At 44.3% G+C, this 24,742-nt stretch carries 17 protein-coding genes, 1 tRNA gene and 1 pseudogene; 4 read left to right on the top strand and 15 right to left on the bottom strand.

Annotated elements, in window-relative coordinates; all coding sequences use genetic code 11:
* Positions 1-31 precede the first annotated feature (31 nt).
* Positions 32-3,379, bottom strand: coding sequence for a GH36-type glycosyl hydrolase domain-containing protein (locus PG915_RS10750; RefSeq protein WP_353496528.1), 3,348 nt, complete (start codon positions 3,377-3,379; stop codon positions 32-34).
* Between the two features lie 2 nt (positions 3,380-3,381).
* Positions 3,382-4,536, bottom strand: a complete 1,155-nt coding sequence (locus tag PG915_RS10755) for an ABC transporter ATP-binding protein (RefSeq protein ID WP_353496529.1) — start codon at positions 4,534-4,536, stop codon at positions 3,382-3,384.
* Positions 4,537-4,996: 460 nt separating this feature from the next.
* On the opposite strand from PG915_RS10755, the gene PG915_RS10760 reads away from it, so the two are divergent.
* The 3 genes from PG915_RS10760 (at position 4,997) to PG915_RS10770 (ending at position 9,035) form a co-directional block, all read left to right on the top strand.
* On the top strand, positions 4,997-6,091 hold the full coding sequence (locus PG915_RS10760) for a porin (RefSeq protein WP_353496530.1): 1,095 nt from the start codon (positions 4,997-4,999) through the stop codon (positions 6,089-6,091).
* Between the two features lie 239 nt (positions 6,092-6,330).
* Positions 6,331-7,737, top strand: coding sequence for a sulfatase family protein (locus PG915_RS10765; protein WP_353496531.1), 1,407 nt, complete (start codon positions 6,331-6,333; stop codon positions 7,735-7,737).
* Positions 7,738-7,829: 92 nt separating this feature from the next.
* Positions 7,830-9,035, top strand: coding sequence for an anaerobic sulfatase maturase (locus PG915_RS10770; protein ID WP_353496532.1), 1,206 nt, complete (start codon positions 7,830-7,832; stop codon positions 9,033-9,035).
* Between the two features lie 198 nt (positions 9,036-9,233).
* On the opposite strand, the pseudogene PG915_RS10775 reads toward PG915_RS10770, so the two are convergent.
* From PG915_RS10775 to PG915_RS10800, 6 genes and pseudogenes are all read right to left on the bottom strand, one after another.
* Positions 9,234-10,330 (bottom strand): annotated as a pseudogene (locus PG915_RS10775) (ISAs1 family transposase).
* Positions 10,331-10,692: 362 nt separating this feature from the next.
* Positions 10,693-11,820 carry an HNH endonuclease gene (locus PG915_RS10780; RefSeq protein WP_353496533.1) on the bottom strand — a complete coding sequence of 376 codons (1,128 nt, stop codon included), beginning with the start codon at positions 11,818-11,820 and terminating at the stop codon, positions 10,693-10,695.
* Positions 11,810-12,436, bottom strand: coding sequence for a class I SAM-dependent methyltransferase (locus PG915_RS10785; RefSeq protein ID WP_353496534.1), 627 nt, complete (start codon positions 12,434-12,436; stop codon positions 11,810-11,812). Before PG915_RS10785 ends, PG915_RS10780 begins: the two co-directional genes overlap by 11 nt.
* Before the next feature lie 281 nt (positions 12,437-12,717).
* A tRNA-Ser gene (locus tag PG915_RS10790) sits at positions 12,718-12,805 on the bottom strand.
* Between the two features lie 145 nt (positions 12,806-12,950).
* The gene (locus PG915_RS10795; protein WP_042501949.1) at positions 12,951-13,400 is read right to left on the bottom strand and encodes an L-alanine exporter AlaE; all 450 of its coding nucleotides are present in this window, start codon (positions 13,398-13,400) and stop codon (positions 12,951-12,953) included.
* Positions 13,401-13,796: 396 nt separating this feature from the next.
* Complete coding sequence (locus PG915_RS10800; protein WP_353496535.1) at positions 13,797-16,019, bottom strand: hybrid sensor histidine kinase/response regulator; 2,223 nt, start codon at positions 16,017-16,019, stop codon at positions 13,797-13,799.
* A 165-nt stretch (positions 16,020-16,184) separates the two neighbouring features.
* Between PG915_RS10800 and PG915_RS10805 the strand changes: the two genes are divergently transcribed.
* Positions 16,185-16,754 carry a UPF0149 family protein gene (locus tag PG915_RS10805; protein ID WP_353496536.1) on the top strand — a complete coding sequence of 190 codons (570 nt, stop codon included), beginning with the start codon at positions 16,185-16,187 and terminating at the stop codon, positions 16,752-16,754.
* 91 nt (positions 16,755-16,845) lie between these two features.
* Here the strand turns inward: PG915_RS10805 and PG915_RS10810 are convergent, their stop codons facing one another.
* From PG915_RS10810 to tolA, 7 genes are all read right to left on the bottom strand, one after another.
* Complete coding sequence (locus PG915_RS10810; protein ID WP_353496537.1) at positions 16,846-18,246, bottom strand: BamA/TamA family outer membrane protein; 1,401 nt, start codon at positions 18,244-18,246, stop codon at positions 16,846-16,848.
* Between the two features lie 115 nt (positions 18,247-18,361).
* On the bottom strand, positions 18,362-19,351 hold the full coding sequence (locus PG915_RS10815; protein ID WP_420884621.1) for a potassium channel family protein: 990 nt from the start codon (positions 19,349-19,351) through the stop codon (positions 18,362-18,364).
* A gap of 133 nt (positions 19,352-19,484) precedes the next feature.
* A complete protein-coding gene (nadA, locus tag PG915_RS10820; RefSeq protein ID WP_353496539.1) occupies positions 19,485-20,546 on the bottom strand; it encodes a quinolinate synthase NadA in 1,062 nt (353 codons plus the stop codon).
* A gap of 364 nt (positions 20,547-20,910) precedes the next feature.
* Positions 20,911-21,696 (bottom strand): tol-pal system protein YbgF, encoded by a 786-nt coding sequence (gene ybgF / locus PG915_RS10825; RefSeq protein ID WP_353496540.1) that lies wholly within the window; start codon positions 21,694-21,696, stop codon positions 20,911-20,913.
* Between the two features lie 86 nt (positions 21,697-21,782).
* Entirely contained in the window at positions 21,783-22,310 is a 528-nt protein-coding gene (gene pal / locus PG915_RS10830; protein WP_112460501.1) for a peptidoglycan-associated lipoprotein Pal, read from the bottom strand.
* A 31-nt stretch (positions 22,311-22,341) separates the two neighbouring features.
* Positions 22,342-23,670, bottom strand: a complete 1,329-nt coding sequence (gene tolB, locus PG915_RS10835; RefSeq protein ID WP_420884622.1) for a Tol-Pal system beta propeller repeat protein TolB — start codon at positions 23,668-23,670, stop codon at positions 22,342-22,344.
* Positions 23,671-23,704: 34 nt separating this feature from the next.
* The gene (gene tolA, locus PG915_RS10840; RefSeq protein ID WP_353496542.1) at positions 23,705-24,730 is read right to left on the bottom strand and encodes a cell envelope integrity protein TolA; all 1,026 of its coding nucleotides are present in this window, start codon (positions 24,728-24,730) and stop codon (positions 23,705-23,707) included.
* Positions 24,731-24,742: the final 12 nt, after the last annotated feature.

Genomic DNA, 24,742 nt, shown 5'->3' on the forward strand with positions numbered 1-24,742 from the left:
CAAGTTGGGGCTTATTCAGCCCCAAATAAAACTAAAGAACTATGGTTAGTTGATTGCTAACATCAGAAAGCTTATCTTTGATAGCACTATCAATGATTGCCCCGCCCTTTCTGTATCTATTGCTTGTTAATGAAAACTCTACATCTGATCCGTTGAGTGTAATTCTTCTCGGTGTATGCTCCCCTCGCTCCGCCACGATCTTTATAGAAACAGGTTTGCCAAACAAATCGAACCGTATTGCAACGTTACCTAGGTCACGGCTGACCACCGGATCTAACACTAGGTTTCCATTCTCGTAGCGTATCCCCAATACATTTGAAATGATTTGGTTGATATAGATACCTGGCCCACTAGAATAGATTCTCCAACCGCCTTTTACGCCCACTTTGCCCGCTTTTAAATCTCCGTAACCTTCATAGGCTTCGTATCGATTATTGAAAGCAGCATCAGAACTGGAAAAATAGCTATTTGCTTGACGCAGCATCGCATTTTCCACTTCATCTTTAATCCCCATAGGAATTAACTTGAACACATTGTCATAAAGGTCTTTAGCATTACCAAGCTTGCACAAAGCTTCAATAAAACGGATATGCGCATGAACATAGTTAAGGCCGATCTCTCTACCTAAGTTTGCCGCCAACTCCGCTCGTTTAAAGTACGTTTGCTTACCACCTTCGTATTTCGCTAATTTATCCATCAAGCGAACACCATCTGGGTACAAGAGCTTTTCTTTGATAAGCTCTAGGTTATATTCGGCTTGTTCTTTAGAGAACAGCTCGGCAATAATAGAACGGTTAGCCGGTAGTAGCCGATACTCAATACCCGTTGTTTGGTCCGCAGGGTGAAGCAAGTAGTTTATTTTGTTCTCATTGAAATCTTCGACATGGATAAAGCCCGCAACGATGTCATCTTTTAGAAGGTATCGCTGATAGTCATCGTGCATTCCCGATGCTAGCTCATTGATTCTTTGGCAAAGCTCAGAGAACTCACCTTTCACAGCTTCATTAGAAACAAATGTCTTAAAGGTCTGTAATGTAAGAGGAATCGTCCAACCACTTACCATCTTTTCTCGCAAGCTTTGATTAGCAGGCTGTAAAGTATCATCCCAGTCACCATCGCCGTAACTTGATAAAAAGCTCCCTTCGATTAGGTTTGCTTCAATATGATCGATCTGCTTGACCACGTGATCGTAGAGAGTCGCATCACTTGCGATATAGCTGTGTCCAGCGGCTTCGGTACTGTAAGGCACCTTCATTGTTAAGATATCAACATCACCCGTCGCGGCAATATAGTCTGAAAGTGCTTTAAGTGGCCAAACAACAACATCTCCATGAGATTCATCATGCTGGATTGACTTAAACGCATCAAACATAAACCACTGTGGCCACGTGCCTGTTTCGAGATACTGATGAGCGTATATTTTGCAAAGCACACTCTTCGCCTTCTCGAATTTACCAAGACTCATGAAGAACTCGAACGGCCCCTGAGATGCATCACGCGTTCCCCACGCAGCACCAGAGTATTGCTCTAAACCATGAGGAGAGCTGTAGTGAACAAGCGCGTTATGAGTAAACCAATGCACTGCTTGATTTAGCTTCTTACTCTTCGCTTCTTCGTTTTCGATAAGAACATCGAAGTGATTTGTTAGATTGTCCAGAGCTTGCTCCGAACAGGCTGTTTCTGTCGCATGGAACAAGAAGTCTGCTGGCTCATCTAGAGGCTGGTTCGCTTCAATAAGCAAGCTTTCTTTTTGAGCTACACTACCTTGGTATATTAAGTACTCTTCACTCTGATTTTCGCTGTTAACCACAGTATCGACACAATTAAAGCCCGATGTTGCAGAGATCTTAAACGTCAAATTCGGGTTAATCTCATTCAGTAGTTCGTTATTGCCAGACACAACTGTCTGCAAATTGTCATTTTTGGCTACCGATACCACTGATTCTGATTCATGGTTTCCATGGACTAGGTGATGCGTAACTTCAATATCTAGAGCGTGGTCGAATCCATAAGCTTCGATGTCCAATTGAACCTTAGTGTCACTACTGCAAGCAAAAGAGCGAACGACAATCATCCCACCAACCACTTTATAGAACCAAGTAGCGCAAGTACGTGATACCGCAAACGCAGAACAAAGGTCTAAAACGTAACGCTGTCCATTGAGCTTCACTCGAATACGTTGACCGGTGTTTTTGTGGTAGTTCAGTGCGTTTCGGTTAACGCTCATCATTTTTTGGAAAGAAGTATTCCCAACACAAAGCTGAGAATTGAACACACCAAACATATAATTGGTCGAGCACATCACTTCTTTTGAATGATCAAAATCGCTGCCCGTCAATATAATGTGTCCAGTTGGACGCTCTTGTTTGGTCTCCTTGGCTTGCAATGTCACATAAGTACCGGAAGCTTCGAAGAACGACAGTAACTCTCCCGCTTCATATTCCTCAAGCTCACGAGAATCAAACCATTCGGCCAAATCCGCTTCTGTCATCTCCTCACCAACCAATGATGGTATGGTCTTCATGCACGAAGCCTGTAGAGCGTTGTTGTCTACGACGACAGGCGACTCTGCAAATGTAATCGGAGCAAGCTCAGAAGGCTGAGAACGATTCTGAACGGGCAAATCATCAACAAAACTAAAATAAAACTGAGTTTGTTTTCGCTGCTCAGCTTCTAGTGTGAAAGAAGGCGTTTGCAACGCAGCATAGGCCATCTCATATTGATACACTTCATTGGCAAGCTGCGGTTTCTCAAGTGCCACCGGAATACCAGTCTGCTTATACTCAGTGCCAAAAAACTGAAATGCATCGGTACTGAAGCTTTCAGCCTTGGAAGAACACCCCACCTGGATAGCAGGGTTCTTTCCTTTCTGACTGATGTTCTGACGACAACTGATCACCCACCCCAGCTCCGTCATGATCGGTTGCTGGTCTAAATATTGGCTGCAATATGCTTCGTTGGTTTTCACTTGCTCGGGGTCAGCAAGCCCAATATCTTGCCCATAAGTAATATCGCACTCAATCGAAGTGCCTGAACAATTGAAAAGCTCTACTGCAAAGAAACCCGTCGTAGTTTCACCGTCCAAGTTAAGCACAGTTTGGACTTGCAAACCTTCAAAGTCAGATACCCATACAAGTGATTCAGTCAAACGTGCAAACTTAGTCGAGGGATCATTGAACAAATCCAATAACTTGTAAGTTCCATCTTCATTTTTAATTCGTACGAAGATGCTGGTCAGTGATCTTTCACCATCTGGTGTATTAAATAACGACAGTTGAATATCACGAACGAAAATACTTTTAATTGTATTCTCACGATTTAGTTGAACGGAAACCTTGCCTTCTTCCAGACAAACATTATTCCTAATTGGCGCATTCATAATTAACTCTCTAGTAGATCTTTGTTTTGTTGGAAGTATAGGTTTTCGTTTTCAATGTCATCATTTTTAAATAAGTGGCTTTTTTCCACATCAAAATAAACAAACACTCTATCTTCCACATTGAACTCGTTTGTAGAGAATGGCATCTTACAAACAATTTCTTCTCCGAACACTTCAATGTGATAAAGCAACTCTGAACCTAGTCGTTCTATCGCTTTAATTTCTGCAGGGTATTGGTGCGTCTCAGATTTCGCTTCTGATAAATAGATATCTTCTGGTCTAATACCAAAAGCGACACCTTGATTACTATCTACTGCCGGTTGCAAAACGTTCTCAGCTCTTGCATCTAGCGCGATAGCATAACCACTATGAGTGAAGTAACATTTACTAGAGTCAAAGCTTAGTGCGCCTTCAATAACATTCATTGCCGGCGAGCCTATAAATTCGGCAACGAATCTATTCTTAGGGTTATGATAAAGTTTCATTGGGCTATCAATCTGCATCACTCGACCGCGATTTAAAATGCATACTCGATCACCCATCGTCATGGCTTCAACCTGATCATGTGTTACGTAGATCATCGTTGCTGGTCGGCCACTGTCTTTTAACTGTTGATGCAGCTTTGTAATCCTCATACGCATAGCGACACGAAGCTTAGCGTCTAAGTTAGATAGCGGCTCATCAAATAAGAACACTTCTGGCTTTCGAACCATAGCTCGGCCAACGGCAACGCGTTGACACTGCCCTCCCGACATTTGACTAGGCTTACGGTCTAAGAGCTCTGAGATTTCAAGAAGCTGAGCTGCCTCTTTTACTCGTCTTTCAATTTCATCCTTTGGCTTCCTCGCGGTCTCAAGACCAAATGCCATATTTTCATATGCCGTCATATGAGGGTACAAAGCATAGTTTTGGAATACCATGGCGATACCACGATCTTTTGGAGCGAGGTCATTACACACAGTACCACCAATAGAAAGGTTCCCATCGCTGATCTCCTCAAGCCCAGCAACCATTCTCAGCATCGTGGATTTAGCGCACCCAGATGGACCTACCAACACCATGAACTCACCATCTTCAATGTCGATGGATACGTCATGAATCGCGTGAAATCCATTCTCATAAACTTTATTAATTCTTTCTAGCGTTACACTGGCCATTTAGAAATCTCTCAGTTATGACTAATCTTACCGTCTGGGATTGTTATTCTTAGTTAGCTTTCACTCAATGTTGATGGCGCAATTGTACGGGGTAGAATCGAATAAATTCGTGATCGTTTCGACTTTTTCGATTTGCGATAATTAATACATCGATCAAGATCACATTCAAAGAGCAACTATATAAAACACACCCCGTCAATATATTTAAAACAATAAACCAGTGTTACAAAGCATTGCTGTTCGTTTCCAATTAATTCTTATATTGCATTTACCTAAAAAACTGCAGATTTAACCTCGACTTTTATCACATCAGTTTCAATTAAAATCGAAACAATCGAAAATGAAATAATATTTTCTCCTTATAAATCTTATTTCGATACATTGTGTATATCTAACACCAACCACATGTCATTAACCTTTAGTGCGAACATATCAACAACCATTAACGTACAGGTCGAGCATGAAACTGAAGTTCTTAAGCATTATTCCTATCTATCTTATTGTTTCTCCACTTACTATCGCAGAGGAGAACAATCAAACAAATGTTCCAATGACGCCAAGTGAAATCACATCTATAGAAGGCGACTTATCAGACCTGTCGTCCACAGCACCACTACCTAACAATTACTACCCTTTGCTAGACGAAGGTTTGGTCAAAGGTTCCGCCTATGCCAGTGCACGACTCGGCGGTGACCTCCTATTCAACGATGACATTGGTAATGTTGCCTGGTGGAACCTTTTTAAGATGGGTGCAGACTTCGAATTTATGTTGAGTGAGTACTTCTCATTTTTAATCGGTGGTGAAGCTAGATACGGTTGGGGGGGAGTTGATACGTTTGACGGACCTGCTTTTGGTAACTCAAACACCGACGTCGATCGCTTCCAATTTGGTGTTAGGTCGGATCTCGGTATCACTACCTATGGTAAACAATGTGGAACCGTCGACGCCTATATAGGATTTGGTGACATAGCAAAAGAGCATGGTCTAGAAGCCGAAATGGACGAATTGGCATGTAAAGAAAACATTTGGAACCATATGTATGCCTATGACAATTTTGATATTGGTGGTTCCTACGATAGAGAAACTAACTCTTGGGGTCTCGGAGGCTCAATCACACTTGGGCAATTTGTCTTTGGCGGTGCTTATGCTGATATACGCAAAACGAACTCATATGGTGAGGACGTCATCGTAGACTATGATGAGAATGACAAAAAAGCCGGCACCGTCGGTGTTATTTGGCGTGCGAACCAATTAACAACAGCAGCCAAGTATTCCATTGCTAAGCATCAAATAGATAACGTAGCAAAAGAGAGTTGCAAAACGGATGGATACGCGTTGGGTGTTGCTTATGACTTCACTCAAAACCTAAACGTTGCTACCACCTACAACGAAGTCAACACGAACAAAAGCACATGCCAAATACCAGAGAACGACAAATGGTTTACTCTTGGACTGGCATACCACTTAAACAAAAACATCGAGCTCGTTACTGAATACAAGGGTGCGGTAAACGATACCAATAAGTTATTTTTCCGTGCCAATGTGAACTTCTAACTAAATGCTTACCCTATTGATTATCTAGATACCTAATTAACTCTAATATATTAATATTTATTTCATTAATCGTTATTCATTAAAAATGAACTTTAGAGTCAATTGGAAAAGTTCAAACGACCAACCAGCAGTACCAAGCTAGAAACTTTGCACTAAAAGCAACAAACATAAACAATTCTGGGGAATTTAAACTAATGGAATATGGGAAACACAAATATTCAAAGCTAACAAAGTCTATAATGGGTGTAGTAGCAACACCACTACTTTTATCCACTATTTCTATGCCAGTCCAAGCAGAAGTAGCTGTCGAAAAACCCAATGTAGTACTAATTTTCGTTGATGATTTAGGTTGGGGAGATCCCGGTTTCCTTGGGGCTACTGACCTAAGAACACCAAACATGGACAAAATTGCTGCGAATGGGGTCAATTTCACTCAAGGCTATGTGACTTCTTCCATTTGTGGTCCGTCAAGAGCAGGACTCTTAACCGGAGTTTACCAACAGCGCTTAGGTAGTGCCGAGAATATTCCCGAAGACCACTACCCCACTAAAGAAGGCAACAGAGCCGGTATTCCACTTTCACAACCTATGCTCCAGGAAATTCTCAAAGAGCAAGGCTATCGCACCGGAGCAATCGGTAAATGGCATGTTGGCTTAGCGGAAGAAAAGCGCCCGAACAACCGAGGGTTCGATTATTTCTATGGTTTCCTTAATGGCTCACACTCCTACTACAAAAGTGGCTTTGAATTTGGTGACAACCATGAATACTGGCCAATCTTTAGAAACACGGAAATGGTTGAATTTGAAGGCTATACGACTGAAGTATTTAGCCAAGAAGCAGTGAACTTTATTGAAACAAGTAAAGATGACCAACCATTCTTCCTTTATGTTGCCTACAATGCCGTTCACTACCCTTGGGAAGTACCTCAACCTTATATCGATAAAATGGATCATATCGAGGAAGAAAATCGCAGAAAGTTTGGGGGGATGGTACTCGCTCTAGATGAGGGAATTGGCCAAATTGTTGATTCACTCGAAGAGCAAGGCAAACTAGAGAATACCGCTATATTTGTTATTAGCGATAATGGTTCCCCTCGTCCAAATCCAAAGGCATTAGAAAGAGACTCCAATTTATCGAACACAGGAGGCTTGCGAGGTTATAAAGGAACCAACTATGAAGGTGGTATTCGTGTACCGTATATCATGAGTTGGCCAAATGTTGTACCTGCCAATATAACCTACGATCTCCCGGTAAGTACGCTTGATGTAGCAAAAACGGTGACGACATATCTTGGTATTGAGAACCCACCTAAGGGTCATGAATTTGATGGTGTGGACCTTGTACCTTTTGTTAATGGCGAGCGAAATGGCGAGCGCCCCCACGACACAATGTACTGGCGCAGGGCTGACGATTACGCGATTCGAATCGGAGATTGGAAGCTTGCGTACAATACTTATGAGCAAACTGGGGAAGCGGAGTTATTCAATCTTTCCTCTGACATGTATGAACGCAGTGATCTCTCTGCTCGTTACCCAGAAAAGAAGGAAGAGTTACAAGCCAAGTTTGATGAGTGGGATCACAGCTTGCCCCAGTCACTTGCTAAGCCGGAACTTCCAACGAACAGAAATCATAACTTCGGCAAGTAATAAATCAATCAAATAAAAAACAGAGGGACTGATTTACGGATTGAGTCCCTCTTTATAGCAAATACTATCGTTAGCATTGAAGGTAAGAGTTTGTGAATAAAAATATACATATTATGGCAAAACCAAAAAGTCACATTTGCAATATATCTTGTGACTATTGTTTTTATTTACAAAAAGGTGAAACAACCCTATCTAATTGTAATAAATTGATGACCGACGAAACACTCAGGGTATATATAAAGAACTATATAGAACAAACTCCATCCAATACGGTCGAGTTTACTTGGCAAGGAGGAGAACCTACGCTCGCTGGACTAGAATTCTTTAAAAGAGTGATTGAGATACAGAATCAATACTCTGTCAATAAAGTGATTAGAAATAGTCTGCAAACAAATGGCCTAATAATTAATGAAAGCTGGGCAATGTTCCTTAAAGAATACAACTTCCTTGTTGGTTTATCTTGCGATGGGCCTGAACATATTCATGATAGATACCGTAAGAACAAGTCTGGTAGTTCAGGAACTCATAAGCAAGTCATTGCAACAATCCATCTTCTTAAAAAGTACGGTGTAGAATTTAATCTCTTGTGCGTGGTGACAGACTATTCGTGTAAATATGGTAATGAAATCTATCAATACTTCGTTGAAGATTTGAAGGTAAAACATCTTCAATTCATACCAATTGTAGAACACAAGCATGTGATGACTGGTGAGTTGATAGTACCCTGCTCAAAATCATTATCTGAAGTAACGAGCTGGTCAGTGCCGAGCAAGTGCTACGGGGAATTTTTGAAAGATGTTTTCAACTGCTGGATAAAACGGGATGTTGGTACAGTTTTCGTTCAGATCTTTGATAGCACTTTAGCAGCATGGGTTGGTGATGTACCCTCAATGTGTGTAATGCAACCAAGCTGCGGTGACTCTCTCATTATGGAAAGTAATGGTGATATCTACAATTGTGATCATTTTGTCTACCCCGAATATCGGCTTGGTTCTATCTCTAACTTAGAGACCTGCCTGGAATTAAATGAAAAGCGCATCGCTTTTAACAATTTAAAGCCTAACCTTGGTGAAAAGTGTCAAAAGTGCCTATATAAGTTTGCTTGCCAAGGGGGCTGTCCAAAACATCGAGTTCCAATGGGCAATGATCAGCATAACTTTCTATGTGAAGGTTACAAGGCATTTTTCGGCCATGTGGCGCCATATATGGACTTCATGTCTTCTTTAATTAAACGTCAATATAGTCCAAGTCTGATCATGGATTACCTTACTCATTTACCTCAATTGAGCGATCGTTGATAGAACATTCCGGATAAAGCTATAGAGGGTTAAGTTACATTGAGACGAATACTTAGCCCATCATCTTCGTTTGAACATGGTGATGGTTGGCGACGCGTTGTATGGTGAGAAAGCTGATCTATTGCATTTGCATACAGAGCAGTTAGAGCTTGATCATCCTAATACGAAAGCAGGGCGGGATTCCACTTTGAATAAATATTAGCCAAAGATTATTTTTGAGCGATATTCACCAGACCAACCTGACTTTCTACGTTTGGCAGCCAAGCTATCTTTGTCACTCTCATCCTGCTTTATCGTGTTCAACGCAGCACGATTAAATGCCGCTAAATGAGCAGCTCCATTTGGGTCTTTTACTTTTAGTTCATCTTCTCTGAATACCACATCAAGAACCCAATGAAGCTGGTTTTCAACCAACCAATGCTCTCTGATTGTCCGAGCAGCCAGTTCAACATCAACCTCTAATGAGCTAACATACCAACGTGAATCTCTTGTTCCTTTTCCATTGCAAGTGCGCTCACTTACCACTTCAATAAAGCTTTTTATATGAGGCCACTTTTCTTTCAACTCAGGTGGAAGATTCGCCTCTATCTGCATGATATTCCGCCATTCTTTGCGACCATGCCCTTCATTTTCTTGGATACATTCCGCCATGTTATCTGGTTGATTATAAACGGCTAAAAAAGCTTCTGTCACATGCTCAAAAAGTGTCGGCTGGTTCTTTTTGAGCTGGATTGTAAAGTCGCCTTTCTTTGCCTTGATTTGTGCCATCGTTGGCGCTAAGCAATGCAGCGAGTCTAAGGTGACTATTGCCTCTTTTAGGACTAAAGCATCTAGAACATCACGAGATAAACTGATTTCTTTACCTTTGCCATGAGTAGATTGTTGATAAAGCATTAGCCCACTTTCAACATCATACGCATTGACAACGTGTAACATGCTTTTAACCCATTTGTTTTAGTTCCACGTAAAGCTTTACCATCTATTGCTAAAACCGATTTTTCTGTTCGAGTTCGTTCAGAATTCAACCATTCAAACAAGGCTTCGAGTAAAGCATCACTATCTAATGCACTGATAATGTTAGCAATGCAGTGTCGTTTGGGAATACCATTTTCAAATCCTCGATATTGTCTCAACCAGTCAATTTGGCTTTCACCAAATTCTTGAATGGACTTCCATCCTGTAGCACCACTGAGCACAGCAGAAAATACTAGAAAAACGACATCAACTAAGTCGTGTTTAACGTTAATATCATTACGTGGATCAGGTATGCGGTTAAGGCGTTCAAGAAGTGTCATTTTGTAGGTCGAGTAATAAATAGATAATGGTCGAATCAACAAAATCAGGATTAGTTCAGTCGAAAATAAAGAATATTTAATCTTTTGATGCAAGTGAACATAAATTGACCACTCTGTTTGGTATTTAATCAATTAAACCCTATAAATCACGTGAGATCTCGCCCTGAATACGAAAGAGAGGTTGATGTTTCAAGTTGATAGTGAGTTTTAAGGTTGGGATTGCTGAAAATTAGCTATTTCGCAAGCGCTGCACACAGCAATGAATTCGCAAAGTGGGTAACTGTCAGATCAGGTATGAATTAGTACAAGTAAAGTAAGGCCACAAGTCTTAGTGGTCATACTTCATTACTAGTTTATTTACCTCAAAATCCTTTGAATAGTTCCTGACGATGGTAATCCAAATAGCGCTTATGTTGACCCACGATATCAAAAGCCATTGTTTCATCGAGGCCGATAACATCTGGCCGCTCTAAGTATTTAGAGATCATCACTTTTCCTTGGTTATCAAAGGATATAAACCCTAGATCGAATGCTTTATCTAAGTTCGCGAGCAACAATAATCCATTGTACTTATCTAGTCGCTCATCATTCGTAGAGTCCCTCCAAGGTTTAATATGAGACGCTAACAGCAACTGTGTATTCTTATAACCAGTCAGCACGCAGCCTCCCCACATCTGAATCAGTTGTGCTCGAAAGTGCCCCTGACCCACTCTCGTGTTAATCAGTATGCTCTTTTCAGTTTCAGTAAGCTTCTTATCCGACATAACCTGTCGTATATCTGCGTTCAAATCCACCTGAGCCAAATCAGCTAGAAAGTTATTGTAGTGACCCAATGCAGCGCTATACATGCCTTTCCCTTTACGGTCACGTAGCTTGAAAATATCTAGTGTCTTTGATCTTCGTTCCAGCAAAATGAAATCCTTATAAGATTTCACCTCAACCAAAGGCTCACGAATCTCATTGGCATCCATTAACCAGTTTGAGATGGAACCGCGGATCGCACCAAGGTAATTACTCGCCGTCTTTTCAGATTTACCAATATCCAGCAGCCACTGATAATACAGCGACCCCATATCTGCTAAGTTGGTGATCAAGGCATCCTTTAGTTCATTGGAAACGATATGACTCTGCATGTACTCAAAAAGCTCATCGTCTATATATGCGTACGATATCGCTTTCGATGAAAAGCGTTTAGTGTTTTGTTCTTCGAATCCTTCATTGTATTCAAGGTGCCAAAAACCCTCGCTTCGCAGGTGAAAGAAAGGATTCTCTGGGGTGTTTCTATCTTTGCCTTGCGCAAAGCTCTCGAAGTGGCGTGTGAACTGATCTCTGAGGGCTTGATTGAGTAATATCTTGTTGGATACGATACTTCCAACATGGATGAGATCCATTACTGCCAGAAGCATACAAACCTTGTGAGGACTCTTCTGTCCACCGGCGCTATTCATATTAAGGTTTCGAAACTTATCCAGATAAAGTTCAAGCGCCATACTTTGCCTCGTTCTCACAAGATATTTTCTTCTTAATTACTACAGTCTGCCAGCTAACGTCCTGACGATGCTGCTGATCTTTACCGTCAAACACATCTGCTACTTCCAGATTGAGTTCGCTCGCCAATCCGCTCAGTTCTATTGCCGACACAGGAAAAGCCTCACGGCCATCAATAAATGGGCCATGTCGCAACGTCACAACAAGCGTACCAGTATCTTTCATAACACCAGCGATTCTTTGCAGCGCATCTTTGCGATACTCTAACGGTAGGTGCATCCAGACGGCAGATATCAAAACAACATCAAAACACAGCTTTTGCTTCGCCACATTAGATAACTCGGGTAACTTATCGTCTAACCAGCGAACTCCCTCACCAGTTTGCTTCATACCAATCTCTCGAAGCTTATGGCAGGGCTCGCACGCGATGACGTTACACTCCCTGGTCTCAAACCAATGAGCATCTCTTCCAGAGCCTGCACCAATATCAAGAACTTCGGCTTCCTCAGTTGGCCAATATTGATGCCAAGTTTGATGCACTTCTGTTGGATCTAACGCATTGTATTGCTCTGCAAGTGTTTCTGCGTTTTCTTCATAAAAAGAGGATGTTATAGACATATTCCAAGCCCATTAGTGAACTGGATTAATGGTATCTCGCTTAGTTGCATAATACTAGAAAGTACTAGGATAGTATTAGAGGTTTTGAGTTAAATCACGGTTTAGTGTATTGGATGTGTTTTCGCTCCAGCGGAGGCAAATACGCAATCGGCCCAAACAAGCGGCACCCTAGTAACTCACTAAAGGAAATCCTCAGTTGCACGAATTGGGCGTCAAACAATTGTTCTGATAAAGATAGATACAACGAAAAAGCCCCAGCATTTCTGCTGGGGCTTCGAATGTGGCGGTGAGTGAGAGATTCGAACTCTCGATACGTTGCCGTATACACACTTTCCAGGCGTGCTCCTTCAGCCACTCGGACAACTCACCGTATTTTGATTTGGTTAGCACTCTTGGCTAACGGGTTGGTAATTTAATGATTCCGCCCCGCTTGGTCAACCCTAAAAGGGAAAAAAGCTGCGCTTTTTTAATTGTTTGCTTACTTTGTGATTAATTCGATCAAATGATCGGCAAATCATACGCTTTGGTAGTAGCCCGGAACTCGGAACCAGCGGCGACATAGATCTAGGAAGTAGCCGTATAGGACGCCCATTCCGCAAGACACAATCGCATTACTCGATACTGCGGTAATGATTTGGTCTGTTGATGCACCTACCGTAAACAAAATCGCTGCGTAGACTGGCGATTGGAACGCGACGTACGCGACCAGATCCGAGAACGCTTTCATAGGACCAGAAGGCGATACTTTCGCGCCTTGGCGTAGTGCCCAGTCACGGAACACGCCATATGGCCATGCGATGGCGATGTTCACAGGGATAGACAACAAACGTGATGCCAATGACTGTTCGAAGGTCATGCCTGAGACAAGCACTTCAATCAACATACCAGACACAAAACAGAACACGACCATTGCAAAGGTATCAGCGGCCGCGTTACGAATACAGAAAGGAGCTTTCGGTTTCACTTACAATCTCACAGGACAATAAACTAACATAAAATCGAATATCGACTCATATGACTGGATATTTACCACCACCCAGATAACAGCGCTATTAGAACACCAATTTGGTAGATTTACCTACCGTATCTCAAAGTCAAAGGTAAATTTATCACCAATTTTGGCGTTCAAAGTAGTCAAACTCGCTATTTGTTGTAGTTTAATTACAAACATAACGCTAAACCCCGTTTCATCAGGGAGTTAGCGTTATATTTTCGTAGGTTAATGACAGCAGAGGGACTGATATGTGAACGGTTTAGCGATCACTATCGCTACTTAGCGGGTAGATAAGGTTGAGAGTGGGTCTTTTCGCAATCCAGTCACCAGTTAGGCGACCGGTTAGGTGGGCTATTTAGAAGCGCCTTATTTGGAAACGCCTAGAGACGTCACATTGCTGCCTTTTCGGCCGCTGAACTGGAACAGTTTATTGGCGAACTGATAAAGCGCGTCGTCGAGAATCCGTTCATCAATAGGCTTGCCGACAATAAAGTCTGCGCCTGCACCCATCATGCGTTCACGAGTCTCTTTGAATACATCGGCGGTGCAGCCGAAGATAAGAGTGTCTTTTTCTTTGCCTGGCATATTGCGGATACCAGCGATGGCTTCCACACCGTCCATCACTGGCATGTGGTTATCCATTAAGATTAAGTCGTAGTTTTGGGTGGCAACAGCTTTTAACGCTTCTTCACCATTGACTACGGAATAAGTAATGAAGCCTTTCCGCTTCATAAAGGTTTCTATAATGATGGTGTTGGTGCGGTTGTCTTCAACAATCAGTGCTTTAAGGCCACGATAGTCGAGGTTGCGCTCTATGTGTACATCCAGCGGTTTTGGTTTACAGCTTGCGAGCCTCACCGTGACTTCAAACTCAGAGCCAATACCCTCTTGGCTGGTCAGTTTAATATCACCACCCATGACCAGCGCAATCTCTTTCACAATCGCAAGACCTAACCCTGTTCCGCCAAAACGGCGGGTAGTGCTCGACTCTGCTTGTTCAAAAGGTTTGAAAATACGTGCTTGCGCTTCTGGCGCAATGCCAATACCTGTGTCTTTTACCCGAATCGTTAGGGTGTTTTTCTCCGCTCCAATTTTCTCTGACAAGAACACTTCAATGTTGCCCTGAGAGGTAAACTTAACGGCATTATTAAGCAGGTTAAACAGGATCTGGCGCAGACGCGCTTTATCACCCTGGTACCAACGCTCATCCTCAATATCGGAATAGACACTGAACTTTAGGCCTTTCTCGTTACACAAGGTGTGGTAGACGCTGTGTATACTGCCAATAATGGAGTTGAGTGGGAACGGGTGGCTATCAAGCTCAATATGGCCTTGCTCAATTTTGGAGTAATCGAGGATCTCATTGAGTAGCGACATCATATGGTCGCCTGAATCATACAGGGTTTTGAGGTGCTTTCTTTGTTCTACCGAAAGATCGGTTTTAAGCAAGATCTGAGCGGTGCCGAGCACGCCATTCATTGGAGTTCGGATCTCGTGAGACAGTGTTGCAAGGAACGCGGTTTTGGCTTTGGTTGAGGCTTGCGCCTTCATACGCTCTTGGTCTAGGTACACCGTTTTTTGATTAAAACTGTCTATCAGATAACGGATCTCGTCTGGACTGCGATAATTAATATCGATACTGCCGCCATGGCGCGATTCATCCACCTCTTTAGCAATGATCGCAATCGGCTTGATGAGGTATTGGTTGATAAGGTAATAGCCAAACATTAAGCACAGCAGCATGACAGGAACAATACCCAACTCAACACTCTTAACGATGTCTGCCACTTCATCGGCCACCAGCCTTCTGGCGTTGACCACTTCCAGACTCCAGTTAAAGTCGCCGAAACTCAGCTGGCTAATGTAGATACCGCGCTCAACTCTAAAGTTGTGTTCAGTGATAACTTGCTGATTGGCATCTCGAACAATCACGCCGAGATCGTGCTCTCTCGCTTTACTTTTTACAAAGCCAATCAAATTTTCTAGCGAAAGATCCACGGTGGCGACACCAGCGAACACACCTTCAATATAATAAGGCGCGGAGGCGGTGATCATCTGAACGTGGGTATAAGGGTCAACGTACACTTCAGACCAACTGATGGTGTTACTCGGCGTGTCTTTTACCGAGGTATACCAAGGCTCTATATGGTACCCCGCAGTTTGAGGATTATTCCACAGATCGATTTTATCGACTTCGCCTGTGCTGGTACGGTTGTAAAACAAGCTGGAGAGCTTAACATCGGGGTCAACGGAATACGGCTCAGGCCATATACCGCCGCTCACGGCAATACCATCATTCAGTTTAAAGACTTGGCATAGGGCTTTGTCGAGTGATTGGCGATCACTAATGGTCTCACCCATGGCCACGATGCTTTTTAAAACGCCAAGGGAGCTATGAAGAGGAGCTGAGATCTCGGCGGCAAGGAATTCACTTCGAATATCAAGGTTTTGTTCTAGCTTGGCACGAACGGGCGACTCTACCACCCAATAAGTGATAGTGCCAAAGATGGCAATAAACACGGCCAGGTATACGGCGAGTGCAATAATGCTTTTCTTTTTAAGCGACTCTTTGATAACCGATTTTTGCAAAACCGACTCTTTGATAACCATAGCGAGAGAAGACTTCCTTTCTTCGTGTGCATGAACTGCATCTTCTTGAGATGTCTCGTTACTTTAGTATAGCTATAGGTAATTGAAGCCTAGCTTGATACTATACTCAAGATATTCATAATTCAGCCCTAACGGTAAAGCATTTTGGAACTAAAAGACATACTTTCCCTTCCTGAGCTAGAAGGAAAACTACTCAACAACGCGCAAACTCAAGGCTTCGTCACTTCTATGGCATCGGCTCCACACACCTTGCCACCAGAAGAATGGCTACCGTTTTTGTGGGGCGGTGAAGAAGTTGCACCCTTTACTTCGGGCGAGCAGCTAGAAGACTACGCTCAAGCGGTGATTACGCTTTGGAATCAATACCGTCCAGCGCTTTTAGATGGCGAATGGCAATGGCCAGAAGGTTGCGATTTGGATGAAGAAGAGATCGTTACTCAAGAAGCCAAAGACTTTTGTGAAGGTGTATTACAAGGCTGGCAACTGGCTCGTGATGACTGGGAAACGCTGATGCCGGAAAACAGTGAAGATAATGCACTACTTGGCGGCGTATTGCTTTCACTAAGCATGCTGTACGATCCAGAAACCTCGATTGCGACATTGCAAGCGCAAGGCATTGAAGGTCTCGAACAGTTCAATGAAATCTATGCAGCCATGCCAGTGATGCTATGTGGTATTACGCAAAAAGGCGCTGTTTTAGCAGAGAACCAGTAAGTAGCAGAAAATCAATAGTTGGTTAAACAGCTATGGTTAGCCAACAGTATTGCTAGTCAAACGCCCTCACGATAGTGAGGGCGTTTTTGTATCAGAAGGCTTCAGTAAAGTTGAAGTAGAACGCTGAGCCGTGTCGACCCATACCGAGATCGAGTCTGATGTTCATTCGAGGCTGGAGTTCATAACGATATCCTACCCCATAAGAGACGATGGCATGCCCAGTCAAGTCATCCATAGAATTGCCTACAGAGCCAACACCCGCCCACGCTGTCATACCATGGTTTGATAGTACGCCAGAGTCACGACGAAACGTATGGCGGTACTCCGCGGTGACTTCCGCCGTTACTTTGTCTCGATACTGTCCTTGGTAATAACCGCGCATTGAACTCGCACCACCGATTTCCGGCATGTCGTAATACGGCACATCACCAAATGCTTGCTGATAATGAGCAAGCAGTGCAATCACTCTACCTTCGGCGACGCTATGGAAAGTACGGTACTCCATATCGAGTTTTTGGTATTCCGCCTGACTGCCCAGTGCCTCACTGTATAGCAGCACTTCACTGCGAAACAGCGAGCCACTCCATGGGTTCACGGCCACGTCACGGCTGTCATATTGCAGACTCGCACCCAAACCCCAAGTAAATGGCTTGTCTTTAAAGGTGTTAAAGTTTTCATCCATAAAGGCCGCTTCAGGCTCTGAGGTTGGGCTGTAGTAGTTCAGTTTTACAGCAGGCCCTGCGAACCAGTTGCCGGTTAAGCGATAGATGAGGTTGCCTTTGTAGTTGTTCTCGATAGCTGAGTATTTTGTTACCTCACCGAACTCAAAGTCGTTCGCCGCGTCATAACCAATACCCCAATAGTGCTTGCTCTGAGAGCCAAGATTAAAGTTGCCTTTGAACTGAACATCGTTGTTGTTCCAATACAGCTCATGATGGCCACTTAGGCCATAGCCCACTTCGGAATCACCATAGTTGCCAATCAAGAACGCCGATAAACTCGAGCGCTGCAGCGCACTTTGCGCGCGATCAGTCTTGAACGAATACAATCCGCCCAAAGCGACCAATAGTCCTTGTTCTGGGGTATAAGCCGGACCGCCAAGAAAACTAAACATAGGCAGGCCATTAATTTCTTGATAGTACTTTTTAGCGTACTTCAAATCGCTCACGGCCTGTTTGTTGGAGACTTGGCTGTTGGCATCTTGTTTGGCTTGATCATCCCCATTGTCTTGGGACTTAAGATAGTCAATGGCATTTTGGTACTCATCGACTCGCGCATTGGCTTTATCGATATCGCTCTCGAACACCATGTCCTGTTTCTCGGTTGGCAGAGAGTGGGGAGCATTGGAAGTTTCTAGGTTAGCAGCATAAGCCGCTGAGCTGGACACTAGTGCAGCAACCAAAGAAACCGACAACAAACGAACGCGCATGGACAAGGACACCTTAATCAACAGAATGAATTCAGTGAATGAACGTTCATTCACTGAATTCATAAAACGCGCGCATAATATACAGTATGTATTTTCGTATCAATAAATATTTTGTATGGTATCGATTACGTTATCTTGTCGTAAGAATAAGCCTGCAAACAAAGCCTGTATTGGCGGGCTATCTCGACTCCCAATGGAAAGAATCAATTCGCTCATCGGCGATGTAAAAAAGTTTGGTACCCGGTTCAATATCCAAATCCAACTCGGGATTGAGGACTATCCCTTGCCCTACGTCCACAGCGATCAACGTGGCTTGGTATTCCGCTTTCATCCATTGGAACAGTGCGTTCACCTTAATTGCTTTGGCAGAGCTTGGGTAGCGGACGGAATATTGGGTCATCCCACGAGTGGAGCTCAGTAGCTCTTGATGAAGCGCACTCGAACCTGGGTCGACTGCGGCTTTGGCAAGCATTTCTGCGCCCACGGCAGGAATACACTCAGAGTTCGGACAGTGTTGGTGAAGTAGATCGCTCAGCGCTTCGTCTTTAAAATACACCAATAAATGCGCCTCTGGATTGCGGTTTGCACAATAGAGCGCGGCCGATAGGGTGATGTCGTCCTCTGGATTGTCGATAAGAATACAGCTCGCAGACTCAATGTTGGTCTTTTCCATCTCGCGGCCATCGGTATAGCTGTTTACTTTAACGAACGCAATTTCGCCCGGCAACGGATTTTCAATATCAGAGCGGCTACACAACACAATGGGTCTTCTACCCGTCTCTTCATGTTGTAGCATACGAATAAGGTGAATTGTTCGCTGACCATTCCAGCCTAACATCAAAATATGGTTATCCACTCTTACCTTCCTTTTTCCCAACTGACCTGCGCGCCAAGATTCCAAACCTAACGCTGCCATTCGGCCAAGCAGCGCTGCAAACAACATTAACCCACCAGGGATAATAAATAATATAGCAACCCATCGGCCGGCCTCAGTGGTTGGCGAGAGATCGCCATAGCCCACGGTCGATGCCGTCACGACAATAAAATAGATAAACTGTGATATCGGCGTTGTGAGCTCTGTTTCGCCGCTGAGTGACAACAGCGCCCAGGACGCGACAACATAAAGCAGCAACGCCATCATCAAAGTTCGAAATTTAAGTTCAAACAAATGGCTGTGTAACCACTTGCGAAGCTGGATCCAGATAACCACGTGATTCCTTGTGAACGTTTTGTAATAAGCATATACGAAAAAACCAGTCCGAAGACTGGTTTTTGATCATTAATGTGAATGAATCAGCGAGTTACGCGTTGCCTTTCACTTTAATTTGTAGCTGCTCAGCAAAATCAAGCATGCGGTTTAGCGGGATCAGTGATTTCACGCGAAGTGCTTCATCAACAAAGATTTCGTGCTCTTCACCACCATCACGTAGCGCTTTCTCAATCGCTTTAAGACCGTTCATTGCCATCCAAGGGCAGTGTGCACAGCTGCGACATGTCGCACCATTGCCTGCCGTTGGTGCTTCGATTAGCTCTTTTTCTGGCACTAACTGCTGCATCTTGAAGAAGATGCCTTTATCTGTGGCCACGATAAGCTGCTTATTCGGTAGCTCTTTCGCCGCTTTGATAAGTTGGCTGGTTGAGCCTACTGCATCAGCGAGGTCAACAACGCTTGCTGGCGATTCTGGGTGAACCAGAATGGCTGCATCTGGGTAAACCGATCTCATGTCTTTCAGTGCTTTTGATGAGAATTCGTCATGAACGATACACTCACCTTGCCACAGTAACATGTCGGCACCGGTTTGGTTCGCAATGTACGAACCTAGGTGGCGGTCTGGGCCCCAAATAATCGGTTTGTCTTCAGCATCTAGGCTTTCAACAATTTCAAGCGCGATACTTGATGTTACTACCCAATCAGCGCGTGCTTTCACCGCTGCCGATGTATTGGCATAAACCACAACTGTGTGGTCTGGGTGCGCGTCACAGAACTCTGAGAACTTGTCTGCAGGGCAGCCAAGATCAAGCGAGCACTCTGCTTCCAGTGTTGGCATTAGGATGCGCTTTTCTGGCGTTAAGATCTTCGCAGATTCACCCATGAAGCGAACGCCAGCAATGATCAGCGTTGATGCGTCGTGACGGTTACCGAATTTCGCCATTTCTAGCGAGTCACCCACAAATCCACCCGTCTCTTCTGCAAGAGCTTGGATCTCTGGATCGGTGTAATAGTGTGCAATCAGAACCGCGTCTTTTTGTTTTAGTAGCGATTTGATACTTGCGATGTACTGCTGCTTCTCGTTATCAGATAACGGAACAGGCTTAGGGGGAAACGGATATACCGTATCAATTGAGTCTAAGATGTGGCTCATAGCGGTTGCTCTATGCTACTTCCAAATAGTCCGAGCATTGTACACGGATATTATTGATAGAACAAAGGCACTAGGGCAGGAATCTACCAAAGTTGAATAGAAAGTGGCCTGAACAGGCTATCGAGGAGATAGTTTGCGCTTTTTGGGATTGTTGCTTGCCGAGAGTGGATTCTTGCCTGCGTAGGCGCACGGCCAGTGGAATAACGGCTTTTGGGTTGGGATTCGTGGTTAGGGTGGCTTTCAGTTCTGTTGAAATCACCTTTTAGCGACCTCTCATCCAAATAAGTCGTCACCCCTGCGCAGGCAGGGGTCTACTGAAAGCGTGTTGAGAGCTAAGCATATCGCCTAGCCTCACGAAATCGCTTTACTGTAAATTAGACTTAGCAACCTTGGCAGAAGAACTGCCTGGGTATTCGCTAATCACTTGTTCATAGTACTTCTTTGCTTCATCAGTTTTGTTGCCACGTTTGGCAATGTCACCCAACTTCACTAGAGCGTCCGCTCGTTTGTTGGATTTTGCAAAACCAATTACAGCCTTGAAGCTCTTTTCTGCTTCTGCGTCTTGGCGCTTAGCAAAATAGAGCTGGCCTAGCCAGTAGTGGCTGTTTGGCATGAAAGTCGATTCTGGGAAATCAGCCTGGAACTGTTTGAAGGCTGTGATTGCGCCTGTGTAGTCGCGCTTTTTCAAAATCAAGTCGACTGCATTTTGGTATGCCGTTTGTTCGTCGACATTGGTGGTGAACTTGCCTTCTGGGTTCGCCTTGTCTGTCGCGACAGGAACTGCGACGGCGGCTGCGCCTTGTTGTGAGCGAAGCTTGTCGATTTCAATAAACAGTTCACGTTGACGCTGAACCATCTGGTTCATGTCATAAGTATTGCGTTCTAGCTGGCCGCGAAGGGTAGCAATTTCTTGCGTCATTTCATCGAGCTGCTGCTGCATTTGCAGTTGCACTCGGTTGCGGTTTTGCAATAGGCGCTCTAGGCGCTGAACATCGGTTTCGTTAGCAGCAGATGCCGCTGTAATAGAGGCAGCAGTTGCCGAAGAAGATGTTGCGCTCAAGTCGGTAACCGGTGCTTTCGCAGCAAGCGCTGAGCTTGCCATTCCGGCTAGTAACGTAAGCGTAACAGCGCGCTTAATGTTACTTGTCATAAAGCTAGGATCCTTAATAGCCGAGCCCTAAAACGACAATGTTGCAGCGCGAACGCTGCAACATGTTCAATCTTGGGCAGATTGGATTAGTAAACTAGCACTGCGCGACGGTTTTTCGCGTACGCGTCTTCAGATTGACCTAGTACTAGTGGTTTCTCTTCACCGTAGCTAACGATAGAGATTTGGTCTGCTTGTACGCCAAGAGCTTGGATGTACTTAGCAACAGCTTGTGCACGACGCTCGCCTAGTGCGATGTTGTACTCAGGTGTACCGCGCTCATCTGCGTGACCTTCGATAGTCACTTGTAGTGATGCATCTTTGCTTAGGTATGCTGCGTGTGCTGCAAGCATATCTTCGTAGTCACCAGCGATAGTAGAGTTATCGAATGCAAAGTAAATCGTTTGGTTTTCACGAAGTGCTTTTTCTTTTAGCTCTTGTTCAGTTAGCTGTGCATTCTCATCAATTGGTGTCGCAACAGTTGTTGTTTCTTGTTGCGTTTGGTTGTTCGTCTCTGCACCTGTTGATGACGCAGCGTCGTCGCTTGAGCTACACGCCGTCATTGCAAGAACTGGCAGTGCGATTAGCAACCCCTTAAAAACTTTGTTTAATTGCATTGTTATTTCCTTAACCTAAAAAATTTAATTGCTATAAAAACGGTGACCATGCAGGAGCTCTTACGCGCCCGTTTGTAGCCGGTAATCTAGCTTTAAATCGCCCATCAATAGATACCATCGAAAGGACGTTAGTTTTGTTATAGATGGAACTGTATATCACCATGCCACCATTTGGTGCGATGCTTGGTGATTCATCAAGCAGTGTTTTGGTGAGGATCTGTACCGAGCCTGTTTCTAGATCTTGTTTTGCAAGATTGAATCCAGAGTTGGAACGATTCACCATCACGAGGTAACGACCATCAGGGGTGATCTGCCCACCGAGGTTTTGGCTACCCTGCCACGTGATACGATTGGTTTTACCATCAGACAAATTTACTTCATAAATCTGAGGGTTACCACCCCTATCCGACGTAAAAATAAGGGAATTACCGTCTGGTTTCCAGAACGGTTCTGTATTATTTGATCGGCCGCGGGTAATTTGGCGCAGTTTTCTGGTTTCCAGATTTAGCGTATATACATGCAGTTGCCCAGTCTTCGACAAGGTGATTGCGAGAGACTTCCCATCCGGAGAGAATCTTGGCGCACCATTGTGACGAGGGAATGACGTTACCTTCTCACGCTTACCTGTGTAGATATTCATGATGAAGATTTCTGCTTGGCCATTTTGGAAGCTAACGTAAGCCAATTGCTTACCATCTGGTGACCAAGCTGGAGACATCAACGGCTGCTTTGAGCGAAGTACCATCTTCTCGTTGTAGCCGTCGTAATCCGCGATACGCATTTGGTATGGGTACGCGTCTTTGTCGTTAACCACTACGTAAGCGATGCGAGTTAAAAACGCACCGCGCTCGCCTGTAAGCTCTTCGTAGACAAGATCCGAAATGCGGTGTGCATATTCACGAAGACGTGGACCAGGAACGGTCGCTTTCTTCTTGAATAGAATATGGTCGTTAGATAGCACTAATTGGCCATCGTCGCTCAGTGCTTTTGACTGTCCACCGGTGAGCTGACCACGAACTACATCAACGAGCTGATAGCTCACTTCGTAATTGCCTTCAGCATTTTTAACGATAGTGCCGGTAAGAAGTGAATCAACGCCAAGGCCAGTCCACGCTTCAAAATTAATTGCCGATGCATCATAAGGCGTTTGCGGCATTTTGCTGGTTGCAACAGGGCTAAATTTACCACTGCGCTGCAAGTCAGAAGCAATCACCGCCGAGACATCATGCGGTAATTTGCCCTCACCTTCCCATTTGAAAGGCACAATGGCAATCGGTCTTGCTGAGTCAATACCATCGGTGATAACAAGTTCTAATGCGGCGTTGGCAGTTTGAGTAGCAAAACTCATGACCATTGCCATTCCTAGTAATATTCGCTTAATCACAGGTTTTTCCTTATAACTGTGGCTTATATGTCAAGTTAATGTTCTTTAGCTGAGCATTAACTTCAGGAAATTCGGAGAGAGGAAACGAACGAACCTGTGAAATGGCACTTTTGGTGGCATTACACAAGCGAGCATCGCCCTCTAATACTTTTACTGTCCCTGCAATCGCACCGCTACCAGCGGGAATCAATTGCAGGTTTACACGGCATTCTTTACCGCGAAAGCTGGAGTCGGTGAGAATGTGCTGCTGGATAAGCTGCTTGTAGATCTCACCCATTTTGGCAAGTTCGATATCGACCTGACTGGAACGAGCCGCGGAGTTACTCGCGGCTTCACTTTCTAGTCCTGAAAAAATATCGTTCAGCGCCGCCTCTTGCTCTTTTCGATCGCGCTCTATTTGCTCAAGTCGCTCTTTCTCGATACGCGCTTTTTCGGCTGCTTCAGCCGCGGCTTTTTCCTGGGCTATACGTTCTTGCTCGGCACGCTCTGCGGCTTCACGTTCACGCTGAGCTTTTTCTTGCGCTTCTTTTACAGCTCGCTCTTGTTCTAGACGCTCCTGCGCGGCTAAAGCAATCGCGGCTTCTTCAGCTATGCGTTTTTTCTCAGCTATGCGAATCGCCTCTTCTTTGGCTTTACGCTCAGCTTCGGCTTTTTCGGCACGCTCTTTTTCTACCTTACGACGCTTTTCTGATTCGCGAGCGGCTTGAGCATCTTTCGCTTGCTGCTCTTTCAGCTTACGTATGCGCTCTTCCTCAGCTTTGCGGTTACGTTCTAGCTGTTCACTTTCACGACGCAATTTATCAAGACGGTCTTGCTCTTTTTTAGCTGCGGTTTCACGCTGCTTGCGGATTTCTGCCGCTTGCTGACGAACGCGCGCTGGATCGATCACCACGGCTTGCACCATTCCGGTTGGCTCCGCTTTATCCATGTTAAAGTCGGTACCCCACAGTAATGCGGCGACAAGCAATGCGTGAGCAAGCAAAGAGATCGCAATTGGCTTTCCGTAGCTGTTTTTAGTGTGCTTATTGCTTTTCATACGGCTGCGACA

The organism is Vibrio sp. CB1-14, from assembly GCF_040412085.2.
Lineage (GTDB): Bacteria > Pseudomonadota > Gammaproteobacteria > Enterobacterales > Vibrionaceae > Vibrio > Vibrio chaetopteri.

What these genes read in the sequence shown, in the direction of transcription:
- PG915_RS10810 (WP_353496537.1), bottom strand. Translation starts at nt 18,246, where the DNA reads ATGAATTCAGTGAATGAACGTTCATTCACTGAATTCATTCTGTTGATT.
- PG915_RS10785 (WP_353496534.1), bottom strand. Translation starts at nt 12,436, where the DNA reads ATGTCTATAACATCCTCTTTTTATGAAGAAAACGCAGAAACACTTGCA.
- ybgF (WP_353496540.1), bottom strand. Translation starts at nt 21,696, where the DNA reads ATGACAAGTAACATTAAGCGCGCTGTTACGCTTACGTTACTAGCCGGA.
- PG915_RS10765 (WP_353496531.1), top strand. Translation starts at nt 6,331, where the DNA reads ATGGGTGTAGTAGCAACACCACTACTTTTATCCACTATTTCTATGCCA.
- tolA (WP_353496542.1), bottom strand. Translation starts at nt 24,730, where the DNA reads ATGAAAAGCAATAAGCACACTAAAAACAGCTACGGAAAGCCAATTGCG.
- PG915_RS10760 (WP_353496530.1), top strand. Translation starts at nt 4,997, where the DNA reads ATGAAACTGAAGTTCTTAAGCATTATTCCTATCTATCTTATTGTTTCT.
- nadA (WP_353496539.1), bottom strand. Translation starts at nt 20,546, where the DNA reads ATGAGCCACATCTTAGACTCAATTGATACGGTATATCCGTTTCCCCCT.
- PG915_RS10755 (WP_353496529.1), bottom strand. Translation starts at nt 4,536, where the DNA reads ATGGCCAGTGTAACGCTAGAAAGAATTAATAAAGTTTATGAGAATGGA.
- tolB (WP_420884622.1), bottom strand. Translation starts at nt 23,670, where the DNA reads ATGGCAATGGTCATGAGTTTTGCTACTCAAACTGCCAACGCCGCATTA.
- PG915_RS10750 (WP_353496528.1), bottom strand. Translation starts at nt 3,379, where the DNA reads ATGAATGCGCCAATTAGGAATAATGTTTGTCTGGAAGAAGGCAAGGTT.
- PG915_RS10780 (WP_353496533.1), bottom strand. Translation starts at nt 11,820, where the DNA reads ATGGCGCTTGAACTTTATCTGGATAAGTTTCGAAACCTTAATATGAAT.
- pal (WP_112460501.1), bottom strand. Translation starts at nt 22,310, where the DNA reads ATGCAATTAAACAAAGTTTTTAAGGGGTTGCTAATCGCACTGCCAGTT.